The following is an 18938-nucleotide window of genomic DNA, read 5'->3' as shown; positions in this document are numbered from 1 at the left end:
GATAGACTGGCACGCATGTTCTCCAAGGTGAGTGGCCCCGTACGGCTCGCGGACCGGGTCGCGGCGATCCTCTCGGAGGAGATCGAGTCCGGCCGGCTGGCCGAGGGCGACAAGCTCCCGACCGAGGTCGAGTTGGTCAAGCAGCTCGGCGTGAGCCGCACCGTGATCCGCGAGGCCGTGTCGCGGCTGCGGAACGCCGGCCTCGTCGAACCCCGGCAGGGCCGCGGCGTGTTCGTCATGCCGCGGCGCACCCGGCCGCTCGACCTGGAGGCGGACGGCGAGGGCTCGGCCACGAAGGCCAAGGTCCTGAAGATCGTGGAGGTCCGCCGCGCCATGGAGGGCGAGGCGGCCTCCCTCGCCGCCGCCCGGGCGACCCCGGCGGACGTCGAGCGGATGCGGCAGGCCCTCACGGCGATCGACGAGGCGGTGGCGTCGGGCGGTGACGGGGTGGACGAGGACCTGGCGTTCCACCAGTCCATCGCCGAGTCCACGGGCAACGAGGTCATGGTCTCGACGGTCCGCTACCTGGGCGAGGTGCTGCGCAGCGGCATCCGCGTCACCCGCGCCAACGAGGCCCGCCGGGACGACTTCTTCGAGGCCGTCCGCGTCGAGCACCACGCGATCCTCACGGCCATCGAGTCCGGCGACCCGGACGCGGCCCGCGACGCGGTCCGCCGCCACATGACGCATGCCGCGTCGCGCCTTCAGGACGCGGACGAGGGGTTCTGGACGCGGACGGACGATGTGGACGTGGACTTGGACCGCGGCGACCGCTGAGCCGACCACCCGCGCACGACCGAGGGGGCCGGGCCTGTCGAGGCTCGGCCCCCTTGCGCGTACGGGCCCAACCGGCCGCATCCGTAGGGCAGTTGCCGTGCTCAGCGGTGGATGTCGTGGACGGGTGCGGCGGCGTCGTGGTTGCTCGCGCAGTTCCCCGCGCCCCTGAGGCATGCGGCTCCGCCGCCGCCTCCCGCGGGGAACTGCGCGACCAGCCCCCACCGGCCCGCGGCCGCCGACTAACCGGCCACCTGCTGGCTGCCCGACCTCGCCGACGTGCACACCACCGAGGCCCTCCTCAACCACCGCCTCGCCCACCTCGACCTGCGGATCACGGAGCGTGCGGTGGTCCTGCGCACCGTCAAGCACGTGGGCCGCATCCTGGACCGCAGCGGCCGCTGCCTGGGTACGGCGCCGCTCAACTACTGTGACTCGTAAGGGCCTTGGGCGGGTCGGCTCCCCGCCGGGTACGCGATCCTGACCGTGATCCGTGCGATCCTGCGCGCCGACTCCCCCGGGTCTCCCGTCGGTTGGACGATGTGGCTGACCGTGAGGCGGACGATGGTTTCGACGGCGAGGCTGCGGGAGGCCGGGTCGACGTCGGGCCAGGCCTCGGACGCGTAGGCGTCGATCATCGCCGTCGCCGTGTCGAAGACCGGCTCGGGGCGGGTGGTGAGGTAGGCGAGGAGTTCGTCGTCGCGGCCGCCGCGGGCCGCCGTGAGCACCGAGCGGATCAGCGGGTTGGCCTCGGCGCGGTGCAGCACGAAGCCGACGCCTGCGGCGGCCGCCTCCTCCAACGAGTCGCGGTGGGCGTCGAGTTGTTCCTGGATGCCGAGCAGGAACCGCTCCGCCTCGCGCTGGACGAGGGCGAGGCCGATGCTGCTCTTCGGGTCGGCGCCGAACTCGTTGTAGACGGTCTGGCGGCTGCATCCGGCGATCCGGGCGACCGGCGCGACCCGCAGCCGCGCCCAGCCCTCGTCGGTGACCAGCTGGTACGCCGCGTCCAGGATCTGTTCCCGGAGCAGGGTGCGAACAGCTTGCCGAAAGCGCGTCATGGTGGCCTCAACTCTAGCTGTCCCAGAGCCTGTTACAGCTGTTGACACTTCCCTGACGAACTGTCTAACTGCTGGACGGGAGAGGCATCGGACGTAACCCATCCACAAGGAGGGCGTCACATGGCTGGCTCGACGGGAATCCCGGAGCCCGACTGGCGGGACCCCAAGCGCTATCTCTGGCTGCTCGGCCTGATCATCCCGGCGTTCCCGTTCATCGCCTGGGGCCTGGTCGCCGCCACCGGCCTGGGCCTCTTCTGGTGGACCGGCATCGTCCTCCTGTACGTGATCTTCCCGGTGATCGACCAGCTGATCGGCAAGGACGCGGACAACCCGCCGGAGAGCGCGCTCGCCTGGCTGGAGGAGGACCGCTACTACCGCTGGTGCACGTATCTGTATCTGCCGCTGCAGTACGCGGGCCTCGTCCTCGGCTGCTGGCTGCTCACCCGCGGCGACCTGAGCCTCGCGGACCGGATCGGCCTGACGATCACGCTGGGCGGGGTGGCGGGCATCGCCATCAACACCGCGCACGAACTGGGCCACAAGAAGGAGCAGTTGGAGCGCTGGCTGTCGAAGGTGGCGCTCGCGCAGACGCTGTACGGGCACTTCTTCATCGAGCACAACCGCGGCCACCACGTCCGCGTCGCCACCCCCGAGGACCCGGCGAGCGCCCGCCTCGGCGAGAGCTTCTGGCGCTTCCTGCCGCGCACGGTGTACGGGAGCCTGCGCTCGGCCTGGGGGTTGGAGAAGCGGCGGATGGAACGCCGCGGCAAGAGCCCGTGGTCGCTGCGGAACGACGTGCTCAACGCGTGGGCGATGTCGCTCGTCCTGTTCGGCGCGCTCGTGGCGGCGTTCGGCGTGGAGGTGTTGCCGTATCTGCTCGCGCAGGCGGTGTTCGGCTTCAGTCTGCTCGAGGTCATCAACTACACCGAGCACTACGGGCTGTTGAGGGCCCGCACGGCCTCCGGGCGGTACGAGCGCTGCGCGCCCCGGCACAGCTGGAACAGCAACAACGTCGCCTCGAACGTGTTCCTCTACCACCTGCAGCGGCACAGCGACCACCACGCCAACCCGGTCCGCCGCTACCAGGCGCTGCGCCACTTCGACGAGGCGCCCGAACTGCCCACCGGCTACGCGGGGATGATCGTGCTGGCCTACTTCCCGCCGCTGTGGCGCCGCGTCATGGACCACCGGGTGCGCGCCCACTACGACGGCGACCTGTCCCGCGCCAACGTCCACCCGGGCAAGCACGCGCGGTACGGGGTGACCGCATGAGCCGGCACCGCTGCCCCGTCTGCGACTTCGTGTACGACGAGTCGGCGGGCGCCCCACGCGAGGGCTTTCCACCCGGCACGCCGTGGGCGGAGGTCCCCGAGGACTGGCCGTGCCCGGACTGCGGGGTGCGGGAGAAGTCGGACTTCGAAGAGGTGGAGGGGGCGGGGTGAGGTTCGCGGGGTGATCGAGTTCCGCGCCGTCGTGGCCGGTCTCGCAGTTCCCCGCACCCCTGGCTCGTACGCGTCTCGTATCCCAGACATTCGCCCACGACAGCCGGGCCGGACGCGCCCACCGTCGTACTCTCCCCCCATGGCCCCCGTCCCCGCCGCCGCGCAAGTGCTCGCCATCCTCCGTTACCTCGCCGGGCAGGCGGGCCCCGTGCCCGCCGCGGCGATCAGCCGGGACGTCGGCGTGCCGCGTTCCACCACGTACCACCTGCTCGACACCCTCGCCCGGGAGGGCTTCGTCGTGCATCTGCCGGAAGAGCGGCGGTACGGGCTCGGCGTCGGGGCGTTCGAGCTGGCCTCGGGGTACAGCCGGCAGGCGCCGTTCCAGCGGCTCGCGCGGGTGCCGCTCGCGAAGCTCGTCGACCGTACGGGCCACAACGCGCACCTCGCCGTGCTGCACGGCCGCGAGGTCATCTACGTCATCGAGGAACGCGCCCCGGGCCGGGCCCCGCTGGTCACCGAGGTCGGCGTGCGGCTCCCCGCGCATCTGACGGCGAGCGGGCGGGCCGTCCTCGCCGGGCTCTCGCAGGCGCAGGTGCGCGCGCTGTTCCCGGACGCGTCGGCGTTCGTGCTGCGCAACGAGGTCGGCCCGGGTTCGCTGACCGCGCTGCGGCAACTCCTCGTGGAGGCCCGGCGGCGCGGGTACGCGACCGAGGACGGCGAGGTCACGCCGGGGTTCGCCTCCGTGGCCGCCGCGGTGCTCGACCACCACGCCCACCCGGTCGCCGGGGTGGCCGTCACGTTCCCGGCCGAGGAGGTCGACGCCGACGAGCAGCGTCGGATCGCGGCCCAAGTGTCCCGTACCGCCGAGCAGTTGAGCCGCAGGATCGGCGGAGCGGGTTCCTGACCCGCCCCGCCGGTCCGCGCCGGGGTGAGCGGCGTCAGCCGAGCTCGCCCGTGACCGACTCGGCGGCGGCGAGGGCGCGGCCCTCGCGTACGTACTGCACCGCGGCCTCGATCTCCGGGGCGAGGTAGCGGTCCGTGCCGGGGCCCTCGACGTGCTCGCGCAGGCCCGCGACGACGGCGGCCGTGGCCGGGGACGGCGCCAGCGGAGCACGCAGGTCGAGCGCGCGGGCGGCGGTGAGGATCTCCACGGCGACGACGCGCGTCAGGCCGTCGATCGCGCGGCGCAGCTTGCGCGCGGCGGCCCAGCCCATGGACACGTGGTCCTCCTGCATGGCGCTGGAGGGGATGGAGTCCACGGAGGCCGGGGCGGCGAGCCGCTTGAGCTCGGAGACGATGCCGGCCTGGGTGTACTGGGCGATCATGTGGCCGGAGTCGACGCCGGGGTCGTCGGCGAGGAACGCGTTCAGCCCGTGGTTGCGGGCCACGTCCAGGAAGCGGTCCGTACGGCGCTCGCTGAGCGAGGCCAGGTCGGCGACCGAGATCGCCAGGAAGTCCAGGACGGCGGCCACGGGCGCGCCGTGGAAGTTGCCGTTGGACTCGACGCGGCCGTCGGGGGTGACGACCGGGTTGTCGATGGCGCTGGCGAGCTCGCGGTCGGCGACGGTCTCGGCGTGCGCGAGGGTGTCGCGGGCGGTGCCGTGGACCTGCGGGGTGCAGCGCAGCGAGTACGCGTCCTGGACGCGGGTGCACTCGGGGCCGCGGTGGCTGGCGACGATCGCCGAGTCGGCGAGGAGGGCCGTCAGGTTGGCGGCGCTGGTGGCCTGGCCGGGGTGCGGGCGCAGGGCCTGCAGGTCGGCGGCGAAGACCCGGTCCGTGCCGAGCTGGCCCTCGACGCTCATCGCGGCGGCGATGTCGGCGGTGCGCAGCAGCAGCCTCAAGTCGGCGGCGGCCATGACGAGTTGGCCGAGCATGCCGTCGGTGCCGTTGATGAGGGCGAGGCCCTCCTTCTCCTGCAGCGTGACCGGGGTGAGCCCGGCAGCGGCCAGCGCGTCGGCGGCGTCCATCAGCTCGCCGTCGGCGTTGCGCACCTTGCCCTCGCCCATGACGGCGAGCGCGCAGTGGGCGAGCGGGGCGAGGTCGCCGGAGCAGCCGAGGGAGCCGTACTCGTGGACGACCGGGGTGATGCCGGCGTTCAGCAGGTCGGCGTAGGCCTGCGCGGTCTCGGGGCGGACGCCGGTGCGGCCGGTGGCGAGGGTGGAGAGGCGGAGCAGCATGAGGGCCCGTACGACCTCGCGCTCGACCTCGGGGCCGGAGCCGGCCGCGTGCGAGCGGACCAGGCTGCGCTGCAGCTGGGCACGGAGTTCGACGGGGATGTGGCGGGTGGCGAGGGCGCCGAAGCCGGTGGAGACGCCGTAGTGCGGGACCACGTCGTCGGCGAGGTTCTCGATGACCTTGCGGCTCTGGGAGATCTCGCCGAGGGCGGCGTGGCTGAGGGTCAAGCGGGCCCCGTGCCGGGCGACGGACACGACATCGGCGGCGGAGAGGGGGCCGACCCCCACGGAGATTTCGTTCATGGGTCAATGAAGCCTGAGGCGGGGGGCGTTTCGGCAGGGGGGCACAAGGGGTTCCTGTCTGGGATCCCAGACGGTTGCCCTCCGGCGAACAAAGAACCGGCGGCACCGCACACGCGCGGTACCGCCGGTCTGTGTTCCCCTCCCCGCCCCTTCCCGAAATCCTGCGGAGCTTCGGGGGCTCCGCCCCCGGACCCCCGCTCCTCAATCGCCGGAGGGGCTGGGTTCGTGCCCCGATAGGGGCGCGGGGAACTGCGCGACCAGCCACGACGGCGCGGCAGATGAACGACAGCCGCTGCAAGCTTCCGGGAAGGGGCGAGGAGGGGAGAAAACTGGTCCTAGCTCCGGGCCGGAACCTCCACCGGCTCGGGAGCCTCGGCCTCGGCCGAGAGCGCCGCCGCGTCCGCCTCGCTCAGGCCCGGCCGTACGAAGAGGTAGAAGACGACGGTCATCAGCGCCAGCCACACCCCGCCGACGATCAGGGCGATGCGGCTGTCCTCGGAGAAGGCGAGGAGGACGACGACGCCGACCATGAACGCGATCGTGATGATCTGCCCGTACGGCCAGAACGGAGCCGGGTACTTGAGCTCCGCGACCTCCTCCGGGGTCATCCGGCGGCGGGCGGCGACCTGGGAGAGCAGGATCATCAGCCAGACCCAGACGGTCGCGAAGGTGGCGATCGAGGCGATGACGAGGAAGATCCGCTCGGGCATCAGGTAGTTGAGGACGACGCCGAGCAGCAGGGCGCCGATCATGATGGCGACGGTCATGGTGGGCACGCCGTTGCGGGACACCTTGCGCATGACCTTCGGGGCCTGGCCTCGCTCGGCCATGCCGTACATGATGCGGCCGGCGGCGAAGATGTCGCTGTTGATGGCGGAGAGCGCGGCGATGATCACGACGAGGTTGAGCACGCCCGCGGCGGCGGTGACGCCGAGCCCGGCGAAGATCTCGACGAACGGGCTGCCCTCGGCGCCGATGTGCTTCCACGGGTCGAGCGACATGAGGACGGCGAGCGTCAGCACGTAGAAGAGCATGATGCGGACGGGGATGGAGTTGACGGCCTGCGGGATCGTCTTCTCCGGGTTCTGCGCCTCACCGGCCGTGACGCCGATGATCTCGGTGCCGCCGAAGGCGAACATCACGACGGCGAAGGAGAGCACGAGCCCCTCGACGCCGTTCGGCAGGAAGCCGCCGTGGCTCCACAGGTTGGAGATGCTCGCGCCGTTGTCGCCGCCGATGCCGAAGACGAGGATGGCGAGGCCGCCGAGGATCATCGCGACGATGGCGGCGACCTTGGCGAAGGAGAGCCAGAACTCCAGCTCGCCGAAGACCTTCACGCTGAACAGGTTCATCACGCCGATCACGACGACGGCCGCGAGCAGCCAGATCCAGCGGGGCACGTCGGGGAACCAGAAGCCCATGTAGAGCCCGAGGGCCGTGATGTCGGCGAGACAGACGACGATCATCTCGAGGGCGTACGTCCAGCCCGTCAGGAAGCCGGGCAGCCTGCCGAGGTACTTTGTGGCGTATTCACCGAAGGATCCGGCGCACGGTCGGCTCACCGCCATCTCGCCCAGCGAGCGCAGTACGAGGAAGACGGCGGCGCCACCGATGAGATAGGCGAGCAGGACACCGGGGCCGGCCGCCTTGATGGATTCCGAGGAACCGTAGAAGAGACCGGTCCCGATGGCGGAACCCAGGGCGATGAAGCGTATGTGCCGGGACTTGAGCCCGCGCTGCAGGGACGACGAGGTGTCGGTGGTCAAGGAAGGGCCTCCTTGGAACGCCGTGTTCCGGACGAGGTGGCGGGGTTGAATCACGGGCCGGTCTACGGCTTCCGTCGGCGCATCCCGCATGACGAGGGCCTTGTATATTCCTGTATATACAGGCCCGTCAAGAGGTGGACCAATGGGTGAACGAGAGACGACGTCGAGCGCCTCGCCCGCGGTGGGGCGAGCCTTGGACATTCTCCTCCATCTCGCGGGCCGCTCCGGACCGGTCCAGGCCGCGGCCCTCGCCCGGGAGCTGGGCATCCCCCGCTCGTCGGCGTACCACATCCTCACCGTCCTCGTGGACCGCGGTTTCGTCACGTATCTGCCGAAGGAGCAGGCGTACGGGCTCGGGGTCGCGTCGTTCGAGATCGGCTCGGCCTATCTGCGGCACGAACCCCTGGAACGGCTCGCGCACCCGATCCTGCGCACCGCCTCCGCGCGGCTCGGGCAGACCGTGCACCTCGGCATCGTGCACGGCGCGGAGACGGTGTACCTGCTCAAGGAACGCCCGCCCGTCGGCCGTTCCGGCGAGGCGGACCCGGCGCTCGTCACCGACGTCGGCGTCCGGCTGCCCGCCCACCTGACCGCCAACGGCCGGGCCGTGCTCGCGCATTCCTCACCGGCCCAGCTGCGCGCCCTGTTCCCCCGCCAGTCCGACCTGATCACCCGCACCGGCAAGGGGCCGCGCTCGCTCGCCGAGCTGGTCGACCTGCTCGCCACGGACCGGGAGCGCGGCTGGTCGGAGGAGGTCGAGCTGGTGTCGGAGGGGTTCAGGTCGCTCGGCGTCGCGGCGTTCGACCACAACGAGCGGCCGGTCGCCGCGCTCAGCTCGACCTGGCAGCGGCACTACAGCAAGCACTCGCCCGACGAGGTGCGCGAGGTCCTGGAGCACGCCGCGAACCGGCTCACCGCCGCGATCTCCGGCCGCCGCCCCGCCGTCAGTGCGCGTCGAACGACCCCTCGAGGCGGTACCGCGAACCGGGGTGGACAAGCCGCGCCACACTGACGACGTCCTCCCCGGACCAGGTGCGCCGCCGGATCACCAGGCAGGGCTCGGACGGGCCGACGCCGAGGATCTCGCTCTCCTCCGCCGACGGCAGCGCCGCCTCCACGATGTGCTCGCCCCGGCCGAGCGGCGCGACCTCGGACAGGAACGAGTACGGCGTACGGGACGTGAAGTCCTGCTGCAGATAGCCGGGCGCGAAGTCGGGGTGGACGAAGCGGTCCTCCAGCTGGACCGGGGCGCCGTCCTCCAGGTGCACCACCCGGGAGCGGAACGCGCTGCGCCGCCCGTCGAGGCCGAGCTGGGCGGCGATCTCCGGGTCGGGCAGTTCCTCGCGCAGGGAAAGCACGCGGGCGGAGTGCCGGTGGCCGCGGCCCTCGATCTCGTCGGCGATGTTGTGCACCTCGACCAGCGCGGAGCTGCTCTTGCGGCGCCCCACGAACGTGCCCACACCCATCACCCGGCGCAGCAGGCCCTCGGCGCTCAGCTCGCGCAGCGCCCGGTTCACGGTCATCCGGGACAGGCCGAGCGACTCCACGAACTGGCTCTCGGAGGGCAGCGCCTCCCCCTCGCGCCAGCGGCCGCCGACGATCTCCCCCGTCACCAGGTCCTTGACCCGCTGATAGGCCGGAGCCGAGCCGGGCTCCTGCTCCGCGTAGAGCCTGGAGAGTTCTTCCGCGCTCACGACCAAGCCGTCCACCGTCCTCGTCCCCCATCGGTCCGGTCCCGCGTCCTGTCCGGACTCACCGGCAGTGTAGGCGAGGGAACTTGCCCTGGTCAGGGCAGTCGGGGCGGGGCCCGGGCGGCAGCGGGTTCTCGGATCCGAGAACTTCGGTCGCGGGCGCTGGATCGGGGGTTGCGCCGGGCCTGTCATGGAGCACAGAGCACGGCGTGCCTCCGTACCGGCGTACCGACATACCCGGTGGACCGGCCCGTGCTCGCCCACCTCCTGACCTCCGTCAGCAACCTGGAGAGAACATGACCGGCGTTTCCCCCGATGCCCGCCAGATCCGCGCACCCCGCGGCAGCGAACTCACCTGCCTCGGCTGGCAGCAGGAGGGCGCCCTGCGCATGCTCATGAACAACCTGGACCCGGAGGTCGCCGAGCACCCCGAGGACCTGGTCGTCTACGGCGGCACCGGCAAGGCAGCCCGCAACTGGGAGGCGTACGACGCGATCGTGCGCACGCTGAAGACGCTCAAGGACGACGAGACGATGCTCGTGCAGTCCGGCAAGCCGGTCGGCGTGATGCGCACCAGCGAGTGGGCGCCGCGCGTGCTCATCGCCAACTCCAACCTGGTCGGCGACTGGGCCAACTGGGAGGAGTTCCGCTCCCTTGAGGCCCGCGGCCTGACCATGTACGGCCAGATGACCGCCGGTTCGTGGATCTACATCGGCAGCCAGGGCATCCTCCAGGGCACCTACGAGACCTTCGGCGCGGTCGCCCGCAAGAAGTTCGACGGCACCCTGGCCGGCACGATCACGCTGACCGCGGGCGTCGGCGGCATGGGCGGCGCGCAGCCGCTCGCCGTGACGATGAACGACGGCGTCGCGATCTGCGTGGACGTGGACGAGACCCGCATCGACCGCCGTATCGGCACCCGCTACCTGGACGTCAAGGCCGACGACCTGGACCACGCCCTGGAGCTGGCGGTCAAGGCCCGTGACGAGCGCCGCGGCCTGTCCATCGGCGTCGTCGGCAACGCCGCGGAGATCTTCCCGGAGCTGCTGCGCCGCAAGGCCCCGATCGACATCGTCACCGACCAGACCTCCGCCCACGACCCGCTGGCCTACCTGCCCGTCGGCATCTCGGTCGAGGACTGGGACAAGGAGCGCGAGGCGGACCCGGCCGGCTTCACCGAGAAGTCCCGCCAGTCGATGCGCCTGCACGTGGAGGCCATGGTCGGCTTCCTGGACGCCGGCGCCGAGGTCTTCGACTACGGCAACTCCATCCGCGACGAGGCCCGCAAGGCCGGCTACGAGCGCGCCTTCGACTTCCCCGGCTTCGTCCCGGCGCACATCCGCCCGCTGTTCGAGGAGGGCCTCGGCCCGTTCCGCTGGGCCGCCCTGTCCGGCGACCCGAAGGACATCGAGGCCACCGACAAGGCGATCAAGGAGCTGTTCCCGGAGAACAAGCACCTGCACCGCTGGCTCGACATGGCCGGCGAGCGCGTCTCGTACGAGGGCCTGCCCGCGCGCATCTGCTGGCTCGGCTACGGCGAACGCCACCGCGCGGGCCTGAAGTTCAACGAGATGGTCGCCAACGGCGAGCTGTCCGCCCCCGTCGCGATCGGCCGCGACCACCTGGACTCCGGCTCGGTGGCGTCCCCGTACCGCGAGACCGAGGCCATGCTGGACGGCTCGGACGCGATCGCCGACTGGCCGCTGCTCAACGCCCTGGTCAACACCTCGTCCGGCGCCTCCTGGGTGTCCATCCACCACGGCGGCGGCGTCGGCATGGGCCGCTCGATCCACGCCGGGCAGGTCTGCATCGCCGACGGCACCGAGCTGGCCGCGCAGAAGCTGTCCCGCGTCCTCACCAACGACCCGGGCATGGGCGTCATCCGGCACGTCGACGCCGGGTACGACCACGCGAGCGACGTGGCGCGCGAGCGCGGCGTGCGCATCCCGATGGCCGAGGGTGACGCCAAGTGAGTGCCACTCTCTCCGTCACCGCGGACGTCGCCGCCGAGCGGTGGCACGGCCGGGACGACGGCCTGGGCGCGGAGCATCTGCGGTGGCACCACGTCGTCTCCACGGACGCGGACCGTACGGGCCCGTGGGACGCGGCGTTCGTCGGCTTCCGCAGCGACGAGGGCGTACGGCGCAACAAGGGCCGGCAGGGCGCGGCGAACGGCCCGGGCGAGCTGCGTGCCGCCCTGGCCTCGATGGCGCTCCCGGCCCCGCTGACCGCGCTCGACGCCGGTGACGTCGAAGTCGCCGACGGGGACCTGGAGTCGGGGCAACGGCGCCTCGGCTCCGCGGTCGCCGCGCTGCTCGACAGCGGCTCCCCGGTGATCGTCCTCGGCGGCGGCCACGAGGTGGCGTACGGCACGTACCTCGGGGTGCGGGAGAGCGCCCCGGTGCGTTCCGGCGGGCGGCTGGCCGTCCTCAACCTGGACGCGCACTTCGACCTCCGCGACGACGTGCGGCCCAGCTCCGGCACGCCGTTCCTGCAGATGGCGCGCGCCGAGGAGGAGCTCGGCCGGCGCCTCGACTACCGCGTCCTCGGCGTGAGCCAGCCGAGCAACACGGAGCACCTGTTCCGTACGGCGGACCGGCTCGGCGTGCGGCACCTCGCGGACACCGAGTGCGGGGTGCTGAACGTGGCGGCGGTGGACGCGTTCACGGACGCGTTCGTCGAGAGCGGCGACGTGCTGCACCTGAGCATCGACCTCGACGTGCTGCCCGCCGCGGTCGCGCCCGGGGTCAGCGCCCCGGCCGCGCACGGCGTGCCGATGGAGATCGTGGAGCGGGTCTGCGCCCGGATCGCGGCGAGCGGCAAGCCGCTGGTCGTCGACGTGGCGGAGCTCAACCCCGACCTCGACGCCGACCACCGAACCGCGCGCGCGGGCGCGCGTCTCGTCCACCGCATTCTGACGACGCGTCACGCGGTGCGCGCGGGCGCCTGACGGCGCCTCACGATCAGGTCGCCGGGCCGCGAAGCAAGGACAGCCACGGCCCGGCGACCGCATCAACCACCCTCAACCGTCCGGGTGTCCCTCACACACACGGACTACCGGGGCCGGGCGTGTGCGGCGCCCGGCCCCGGTCGTATGACCAGCGGATACGGGGCGCGGCACGGTCGGGCGCCGCCCGTTCGGCGGTCCCGATCAAGGTGCCGCCGCCGCTCGCGTCCACGTTCCATGAGAGCGCGGCGCGGTCAGGCAGCCGACGGATCCGTTTCCTCGGCCCGCGCCGGGAAGTGGGGTTCCACATGCGTCCTGCACCTCTGCTCGGCTCCCTCGTCCTCTCCTCCCTCGCCGTCGTCGGCGTCGCCGGGGCGGCCGTGGCCGGCGAGCAGCCGTCCCTGTCCATCACGCCGAGTCCGGCGCCGCCGGGCGCGTCGGTCGTGGTGTCCGTCTCCGGTGGCTGCTCGGCCTCGTCGGCCACCGCCACGTCCGACGCGTTCACCGGCAGCGTCCCGCTGTCCACCGGCTCGGCCGGGATCTACACCGGCAACGCCACCATCAAGTCCAACGCCACGCCCGGCCGGCACACCGTCGACGTCGCCTGCCCGGGCGGCGGCACGTCCACGTACTCGATCACCGTCGCCGGCTCCGCCTCCCCGTCCGCCTCCCCCGCTCCGGCACGTGGGGTGCGGGGCGGGCTCGGCGGTGCGCAGGACGGCACCACCGGCACGGACATCGCGATCGGCGCCGGGCTCGTGGCCCTCGCGGGCGCCGGCACGGTGGTGGTGCTGCGCAGGCGCGCCCGCGCCTGACCCGCCGTCCCGTCCGGGGGCTCGCAACCCCGTTGCAACGTGCCGGGCCGTTCACTGGCCCGCATGGTCGACGAGCCCCGCGTGGAGCTGACCCCCGCTGCCGCCGAACTGGTGCGGCGGCTGCGGGAGGTCCACGGTCCGCTGATGTTCCACCAGTCCGGCGGCTGCTGCGACGGCAGTGCGCCGATGTGCTACCCGGAGGGCGAGTTCCGTACCGGCGACTCGGACGTGCTGCTCGCGTCGCTGCGCGTGGCCGGGGTCGCGGAGCCCGTCGGGTTCTGGATGTCGAGGAGCCAGTACGAGGTGTGGAGCCACACGCGCCTCGTGGTGGACGTGGTGCCGGGCCGGGGCAGCGGTTTCTCCCTGGAGGCGCCGGAGGGCGTGCGTTTCCTGATCCGTTCCCGGGTGGTCGGTTCGTAGCCGTTCGGCCGGTGCGTCACTCTGGTGAACTCCGCCCGGGGCTGGGACAGTTGAGCGCTGTTGCGGCGTGATGGACGGTTCGTGGGCGGCCGCCCGGGGCGTGCCGGGGCGGCCCTTCAGTCATCAGGGGGTCTGCGGGTGCTGCGCAGGGCGCGGGTCGGACGGTTCGAACGGTACGTACGGAGAGTCTGGGGCACCGCGCTGCTGTGCGTCGCCCTGGTCGGCACGGGGCTCGCCGGGGCGGGGCCCGCGGGGGCGGCGACGTCGGGAGGGGGCGGGGGCGGGGACGCGCCGGTCGTACGGGTCGCCTCCGGCGTGGAGTACAGCTCGTTCACGGTGCCCGCGTCGCACGGTCCGGCCCGCGCGCATCTGGTCACCGTGGACCTGGCCGATCCGCGGGTGCGCCTCGACCTGCTGCACGCGGGGGCGGTGGCGGCGCGGCGGACGGTGTCGTCGATGGCCGACACGGCGGGCGCGGTGGCCGCGGTGAACGGGGACTTCTTCAACATCAGCGAGGCGCAGCACCCGGGCGTCGAGGCGACCGGCGCGCCCGTCGGCCCGGCGGTCGCGGGCGGGCGGCAGCTCAAGGCGGCGGTGCCGGACGGCCAGCGCTTCGGGCCCGCGCTGCCGCCGGGCACGCACACCACGGACGTGTTCGGCGTCGGCGCGGACGGCCGCGCCCGGATGGGCCGGCTCGACCTGGACGGGGCGGTGCACACGGCGCACGACCGGCTTCCGCTGGGCGGGCTCAACCAGTACGCCCTGCCGGTGGGTTCGGTCGGCGCGTTCACCGCGGACTGGGGTGCGGCGTCGCGGTTCCGCTCGGTCTGCGGCACGGACACGGACCGGGCCGCGCCGTGCAGCACGGACACGTACGAGGTGACGGTGCGGGCCGGGCGGGTCGTCGCCACGGCCGACGTGCCGGGGGCCGGGCCGATCGCCGCGGACGCGACGGTCCTGGTGGGCCGCGAGTCGGGGGCGCAGCAGCTGCGGAAGCTGGCGGTGGGCGATCCGGTGCACGTACGGCACCGCCTGGTCGCGGCCGAGTCGGACGCCGCGCTGCGGTTCGCGGTGGGCGGCTATCCCGTGCTGCGCGACGGGCAGCCGCTGGCGGGGCTCGACGCGTTCACGTCGGCGGTGCGCTCGGCCGTCGGCACGTCGGACTCCGGGCGGCGGCTCCATCTGCTCGCCCTGGACGGCGGGCTCGACTACCGTACGGGTCTCACCATCGCCGAAGTCGCCCAGTTGATGCGGGAGTTGGGGGCGCGGGACGCGTTCAGCCTGGACGGCGGCGGCTCCTCGACCCTCGTCTCCCGCGACCCGGGGGCGCCCGGGGTGACGGTGCGGAACAGTCCGAGCGGGGGTGTGGAGCGGCCGGTGCCGAACGGGATCGGGGTGTTCTCTCAGGGGTGAGCGCCCGCCCCGGCTCCCGCTCCCGGCGGGCTATTTCGTGAGCGGTTCCAGCGCGCCGAGCAGCGCCCCGACGCAGATCTCCCGCAACTCCTCCTGCCCGTAGGCCGGTTGCTCCTCGCTCAGCCAGTCCACGCACAGGACGCGGACGAAGACCAGCCAGCTCATGACGACCGCGCCGACCGCCTCGCGCGGGGCGTCGCCGAGAGTGCCGCCGGCGAGGAGGCGTTCGCACATGACGTCCAGCTCGTCGGCCATCATCGCCTGGACCGTCGCGTCGCCCGCGAGGACGCGGTTGGCGGCGATGACGGCGTGCCGGTTGGCGGTGAAGTAGTCGAAGTGGGCGTCGAGTCCGTCGCGGAGCTGTTGTTCGAGGCCTGCGGACGGGTCGAGCGTGACGGTCTCGACGAGGTGGTCGGTGGCCTGCCGGTAGACCGCCGTGAACAGGTCGCGTTTGTTCGGGAAGTAGCGGTAGAGCAGGGCGCGGGAGACGCCGGCGCGGGCGGCGACCTGGTCCATGCGCACCTCGTCGTAGGGCTGCTCGGCGAACAACTCGGCGCCGATCCCGAGGAGTTGGGCGCGCCGGTCGGCGGGGCTGAGTCGCTGGCGTCGGTTCGCTGTCACCCCGGCAGCTTACTTGACACATGTCTACTCGCACCCTTGACTGAGCCTTGTTGGACACGTGTCCACCAAGGGGGCGTGTCACCCGTGCCGAGAGGTAGGTCGTGGCGTCATGACGAAGGCTCAGTGGCTGAAGTGGCTCTCCCTGCTGATGGCCTACGCCTGCATGGCCATCGGGATCTACCACGTCGTGCTCGGCGTCGCGTCCGTGCCGGGCGCGGAGTCGGCGGGCGCCACGGTGGACAGCCGCGAGCGGTTCTACAACGCGATCTTCTTCGGGTACGGGCTCTGCTGGCTCTGGGTCGCCCGCCGGTCGCCGATCCCGGCTCGACCGGTGCACGCCCTCACCGCCGTGTTCCTGCTCGGCGGGATCGGGCGGCTGTTGTCGATCGCCGTGCACGGGCTGCCGCACTGGTTCCAGCTCCCGCTGACCGCACTCGAACTCGGCCTGCCGCCGCTCTACTTCTGGCTCGCGTCCGCCGACGAGCGCGCCACGGCGGCCCGTACGCCTACCCCCGAGGGCGCGCCCCGTCCCGCACCGCCGCGAGGCCGTTGAACACGCCGACGTAGGCCGTGCCGTCCGGGCCGAGCGTGATGGGCGCCCAGTTGTTGTCGTACGCCGGGCCGGTGCCGACGAGTTGCTTCCAGCGGCGCTGGCCGGTGCGGAAGTCGACGGCGGTGAGGTACCAGGCGTCGACGCCGAAGCGGTTGGGGTCCTTCTCGTAGAAGTAGAGCAGCCCGGCGGTCGTGGAGAGCTTCGGCACGGTGGACGGGGAGCGGACGTCGGACTCCCACACCGTGTCGCAGCCGCTGCCGTCCGCCCGTACGTCGATCCGGGTCGCGCCGCCGACGACGCTGCGGCCGAAGGTCAGCGAAGTGACGTTCTCGTACCCGTAGTTGTTCTCCACGACCAGACTGTTGCCCCAGCTGATCAGGGAGTTGTCGGTGGTGGACGCGCCGGAGCCGAAGACGGGGACCCGGCAGACGAGCCGCTCGGCGTCGGGCACGTCGGCGCCGCGCCGGTACACCAGCACGTTCATGCGGTCGTCGGCGTTGTCGGTGATGGCGACATAGCGCTCGCCGTGCGCGCCGAACAGGTCGGGCGTGGTGCCCGAACCCTGGTTCACGGAACCGGGTTTGGGGCCCGAGCCCCGGTCGTACGGCTGCCGCCACAGGGTGCGCGGGGTGCCGTCGGGGGCGGCGCGGAAGCTGTACAGGGCGTGGTCGCTGACGACGGACACGCCGTCCTCGGCGACGGAGAACGAGTTCTGGATCTCCTCCCCCGGCAGTCGGACCGAGCGGACCGCCCCACTGTCCGGGTCGACGGTGCCGACACGGCCCTGCCGGGTCACCCACCAGATGCGGCCGTCCCAGTCGGGCATCACGGAGGTCACCGGGTCGCAGTCACCGCGCGGGTAAGGGTCGGTCCAGGTCGCGCAGTCGTGCGGCACGTGCGCGGTCAGGTCCCAGTCGGCGTCCACCTCGAACGCCCAGGCGCCGTCGGCCTGTCGGCGGTGCGCGAGGCGTACGACGTGCTGCCGCGAGTCGGCCAGGACGAGCCGGTCGCGGTGGTCGAGGTAGGCGTAGGCGCCGCCCGAGGTGTCCTTGAAGATGCGGGAGAAGTCGAGCCGGGTGATCGCCTCGACGGTGGACGGGCGCTGCGGCAGCGCGTACTCGGCGAGCGTGTCCAGGGAGTCCGGGTCGAGGAGCTTGACGAGGAAGCCGCGGAACGTGCCGCAGACCGTGACGATCCGGCCCGCCGAGTCGAACGTGACCGTCGCGCACTCCCCGCCGACCGCGGCCATCTTCTCGCTGTCGACGACCGGCCGTTCACCGAGCGGCCCGTGCCACGGATACGTGCCGCTGCCCGCCGCGTCCGCGTGCATCCCGCTGCGGCCGTTGGGCGCGAGATACGGGTGCTGCGGCGGGGCCTCGCCGGGCAGCGGCGCCGCGTCGGCGGGCGCGCCCGCGTACGCGTCGACCAGCCGGTGGCCCGGCGCCTTGGGGATCTCCTCGGCCCCGGCCGGGATCGTCGGGGCGAGCACGAGGGCGGCGATCAGGGCCGGGAGGACGCAGGCGCTGCGGATCCGGGGCATGCGGCAGGGGCTGGGCATCCGGGGCATGCGGCAGAAGCTAGGGCGGGTGGCTTCAACTGTCCATGGAGAACTGACAGTTGTTCACGTATCCGCAACGAGCAGCCGCGATCCCGCCCGACTGTCACGGCTTGAGGTCGCTCACCAGGTTCGCCGTGGCCGACAGGCCGTTCTGGATGGTGGGTGCGAGGCTCGTGCTCGCCAGGTAGAAGCCGAGCAGCACGCACACCAGGGCGTGCGAGAACTTCAGCGCGCCGTTGCGCAGGAACACCACCGCGAGGATCAGCAGCAGCAGGAACACCGAGATCGAAATGGCCATCGTGACACCCTCCTCCGCCACGTCAACTCCGTGGCTCACGGCGGCCAGTGTGGCGGAGCGAGGGTGCCGTCCAGGCGAGTGACATGTCCCCCGAACGTGTACAGACGGGACGTGACGAACAGGCGTGCGCTCAGCGGTCGTACGCGCCGAACCACCCGCCGTGCACGCCGAATCAGCGGTCGTACGCGTCCAAGTACGCCTCGAGGCCCGCGAGGTCGTCCGTGTTGAGGTGGTCCGCGTCGGCGGCGATCAGCTCCGACCAGAGCGCGCCGCGCGCCTCCCCGGGCTGGTCGGGGGTGGCCCAGAACCGCACCCGCTGCCTGCGCGCGTGCGCGGTGGCGACGATCGTCCGCAGCTTGTCCCGCTCGGCCGCGGGCATCGGGCCGTCGCCCCGCCAGGTGAAGTGGTTGCCCCAGTTGTCGCTGATCAGCGGTATGAACGAGGCGTCCGCGGGGCCGCCCAGGTCGGCGAGCCGCCCGTCGTAGAACGCGTGCCGCACCCGCTGCGCGGCCATCGGCTCGCGCGCGGCCCGGTCCCCGGACACGACCACGGTCACCGCCCCGCGCCGCACCCGCCCGTGCTCGTACGCGGTGAGCATGGCGCGGTACGGGCGCAGCCGGGCGTGGAGTTCGAGGTACGTGGCGACGCCCTCGTTCTTGAGGTCGACGAGGAGCTGCACGGGCCGGTCGTACCCGGCGTACACCGAGCCCGCGTTGGCGCGGACGCGGGCGAGCAGCGGGTCCAGGTAGAGGGACTCCAGGGTGCGGGCCGGGTCGAGTTGGCTCGGTTCGTGCGCGACGAGCAGCCGGCCGTCGACGAGGAAGACGTCGGCCTCGACGCTGGTGAAGCGGTGGTCGAGCGCGTCGTGCAGCGGGCGGGTGTGCAGGTAGTCGTTGTGCGCGTGGGCGCGGCGCAAGGGGTTTTCGGTGCGGGCGGCGGCCCGCTGGGCGGGCAGGACCAGAGTGGCGGCCGTCGCGGCGACTGCGGTGACGGCGGCGCGGCGCGTGAGGCGTACGAGGTGGTCCACGGTAGGTCTCCCTGACGGCGTCGACAACGGCGGCGTCAGGGAGTATGCGTCCTGTACAGGCCCCAAGGGCAGTCCCCG

The 18938-nt window shown here is 72.5% G+C and carries 20 protein-coding genes; 12 read left to right on the top strand and 8 right to left on the bottom strand.

From position 1 onward, the window contains the following. Nucleotides 1-15: 15 nt before the first annotated feature. Nucleotides 16-777 carry a FadR/GntR family transcriptional regulator gene (locus ACIDOF_RS18370; RefSeq protein ID WP_409006977.1) on the top strand — a complete coding sequence of 254 codons (762 nt, stop codon included), beginning with the start codon at nucleotides 16-18 and terminating at the stop codon, nucleotides 775-777. 276 nt (nucleotides 778-1053) lie between these two features. After that, a complete protein-coding gene (locus ACIDOF_RS18365) occupies nucleotides 1054-1215 on the top strand; it encodes a hypothetical protein (RefSeq protein ID WP_409006976.1) in 162 nt (53 codons plus the stop codon). Here ACIDOF_RS18365 and ACIDOF_RS18360 read toward each other — a convergent pair. After that, nucleotides 1200-1832 (bottom strand): TetR/AcrR family transcriptional regulator, encoded by a 633-nt coding sequence (locus tag ACIDOF_RS18360; RefSeq protein WP_409006975.1) that lies wholly within the window; start codon nucleotides 1830-1832, stop codon nucleotides 1200-1202. The two genes, ACIDOF_RS18365 and ACIDOF_RS18360, sit on opposite strands and share 16 nt — an antisense overlap. A gap of 120 nt (nucleotides 1833-1952) precedes the next feature. Here ACIDOF_RS18360 and ACIDOF_RS18355 point away from each other — a divergent pair, with 120 nt between their 5' ends. From ACIDOF_RS18355 to ACIDOF_RS18345, 3 genes are all read left to right on the top strand, one after another. Then, a complete protein-coding gene (locus tag ACIDOF_RS18355) occupies nucleotides 1953-3104 on the top strand; it encodes an alkane 1-monooxygenase (protein WP_409006974.1) in 1152 nt (383 codons plus the stop codon). Beyond that, nucleotides 3101-3274 (top strand): rubredoxin, encoded by a 174-nt coding sequence (locus tag ACIDOF_RS18350; protein ID WP_409006973.1) that lies wholly within the window; start codon nucleotides 3101-3103, stop codon nucleotides 3272-3274. The genes ACIDOF_RS18355 and ACIDOF_RS18350 overlap by 4 nt, the downstream gene beginning before the upstream one ends. A gap of 139 nt (nucleotides 3275-3413) precedes the next feature. Continuing rightward, complete coding sequence (locus ACIDOF_RS18345) at nucleotides 3414-4178, top strand: IclR family transcriptional regulator (protein ID WP_409006972.1); 765 nt, start codon at nucleotides 3414-3416, stop codon at nucleotides 4176-4178. Between the two features lie 34 nt (nucleotides 4179-4212). On the opposite strand, the gene hutH is transcribed toward ACIDOF_RS18345, so the two are convergent. Next, nucleotides 4213-5751 (bottom strand): histidine ammonia-lyase, encoded by a 1539-nt coding sequence (gene hutH, locus ACIDOF_RS18340; RefSeq protein WP_409006971.1) that lies wholly within the window; start codon nucleotides 5749-5751, stop codon nucleotides 4213-4215. Between the two features lie 335 nt (nucleotides 5752-6086). Beyond that, entirely contained in the window at nucleotides 6087-7517 is a 1431-nt protein-coding gene (locus ACIDOF_RS18335; RefSeq protein WP_409006970.1) for an amino acid permease, read from the bottom strand. Between the two features lie 142 nt (nucleotides 7518-7659). Here ACIDOF_RS18335 and ACIDOF_RS18330 point away from each other — a divergent pair, with 142 nt between their 5' ends. After that, on the top strand, nucleotides 7660-8529 hold the full coding sequence (locus ACIDOF_RS18330) for an IclR family transcriptional regulator (RefSeq protein ID WP_409006969.1): 870 nt from the start codon (nucleotides 7660-7662) through the stop codon (nucleotides 8527-8529). Here ACIDOF_RS18330 and hutC read toward each other — a convergent pair. After that, entirely contained in the window at nucleotides 8462-9211 is a 750-nt protein-coding gene (gene hutC / locus ACIDOF_RS18325) for a histidine utilization repressor (protein ID WP_409006968.1), read from the bottom strand. The two genes, ACIDOF_RS18330 and hutC, sit on opposite strands and share 68 nt — an antisense overlap. Nucleotides 9212-9504: 293 nt before the next feature. Here hutC and hutU point away from each other — a divergent pair, with 293 nt between their 5' ends. The 5 genes from hutU (at nucleotide 9505) to ACIDOF_RS18300 (ending at nucleotide 14803) form a co-directional block, all read left to right on the top strand. Beyond that, nucleotides 9505-11181: a urocanate hydratase gene (hutU, locus tag ACIDOF_RS18320; protein ID WP_409006967.1), complete on the top strand. Its 1677-nt coding sequence runs from the start codon at nucleotides 9505-9507 to the stop codon at nucleotides 11179-11181. Continuing rightward, nucleotides 11178-12158, top strand: a complete 981-nt coding sequence (gene hutG / locus ACIDOF_RS18315; protein WP_409006966.1) for a formimidoylglutamase — start codon at nucleotides 11178-11180, stop codon at nucleotides 12156-12158. Before hutU ends, hutG begins: the two co-directional genes overlap by 4 nt. Before the next feature lie 305 nt (nucleotides 12159-12463). Beyond that, nucleotides 12464-12970: a hypothetical protein gene (locus tag ACIDOF_RS18310; RefSeq protein WP_409006965.1), complete on the top strand. Its 507-nt coding sequence runs from the start codon at nucleotides 12464-12466 to the stop codon at nucleotides 12968-12970. A 63-nt stretch (nucleotides 12971-13033) separates the two neighbouring features. After that, nucleotides 13034-13390 (top strand): DUF779 domain-containing protein, encoded by a 357-nt coding sequence (locus tag ACIDOF_RS18305; protein WP_409006964.1) that lies wholly within the window; start codon nucleotides 13034-13036, stop codon nucleotides 13388-13390. Nucleotides 13391-13591: 201 nt separating this feature from the next. Continuing rightward, on the top strand, nucleotides 13592-14803 hold the full coding sequence (locus ACIDOF_RS18300) for a phosphodiester glycosidase family protein (RefSeq protein WP_409007072.1): 1212 nt from the start codon (nucleotides 13592-13594) through the stop codon (nucleotides 14801-14803). Nucleotides 14804-14833: 30 nt separating this feature from the next. On the opposite strand, the gene ACIDOF_RS18295 is transcribed toward ACIDOF_RS18300, so the two are convergent. Next, nucleotides 14834-15424 (bottom strand): TetR/AcrR family transcriptional regulator, encoded by a 591-nt coding sequence (locus ACIDOF_RS18295; RefSeq protein ID WP_409006963.1) that lies wholly within the window; start codon nucleotides 15422-15424, stop codon nucleotides 14834-14836. Nucleotides 15425-15533: 109 nt separating this feature from the next. Here ACIDOF_RS18295 and ACIDOF_RS18290 point away from each other — a divergent pair, with 109 nt between their 5' ends. Further along, a complete protein-coding gene (locus tag ACIDOF_RS18290; RefSeq protein ID WP_409006962.1) occupies nucleotides 15534-15977 on the top strand; it encodes a DUF4345 domain-containing protein in 444 nt (147 codons plus the stop codon). Here the strand turns inward: ACIDOF_RS18290 and ACIDOF_RS18285 are convergent. The 3 genes from ACIDOF_RS18285 to ACIDOF_RS18275 all read right to left on the bottom strand — a co-directional run bounded on the left by ACIDOF_RS18285 (nucleotide 15931) and on the right by ACIDOF_RS18275 (nucleotide 18860). Next, nucleotides 15931-17517 carry a hypothetical protein gene (locus ACIDOF_RS18285; RefSeq protein ID WP_409007071.1) on the bottom strand — a complete coding sequence of 529 codons (1587 nt, stop codon included), beginning with the start codon at nucleotides 17515-17517 and terminating at the stop codon, nucleotides 15931-15933. The genes ACIDOF_RS18290 and ACIDOF_RS18285 overlap by 47 nt on opposite strands. A gap of 121 nt (nucleotides 17518-17638) precedes the next feature. After that, on the bottom strand, nucleotides 17639-17833 hold the full coding sequence (locus ACIDOF_RS18280; RefSeq protein ID WP_409007070.1) for a hypothetical protein: 195 nt from the start codon (nucleotides 17831-17833) through the stop codon (nucleotides 17639-17641). A 172-nt stretch (nucleotides 17834-18005) separates the two neighbouring features. Further along, the gene (locus ACIDOF_RS18275; RefSeq protein WP_409006961.1) at nucleotides 18006-18860 is read right to left on the bottom strand and encodes a phosphatidylinositol-specific phospholipase C/glycerophosphodiester phosphodiesterase family protein; all 855 of its coding nucleotides are present in this window, start codon (nucleotides 18858-18860) and stop codon (nucleotides 18006-18008) included. Nucleotides 18861-18938 lie beyond the last annotated feature (78 nt).

Source organism: Streptomyces sp. Da 82-17, from assembly GCF_046098215.1.
Taxonomy (GTDB): domain Bacteria; phylum Actinomycetota; class Actinomycetes; order Streptomycetales; family Streptomycetaceae; genus Streptomyces.
The sequence above is the reverse complement of the archived record's forward strand: the minus strand, read 5'-3'. Positions and strand labels throughout refer to the sequence as shown.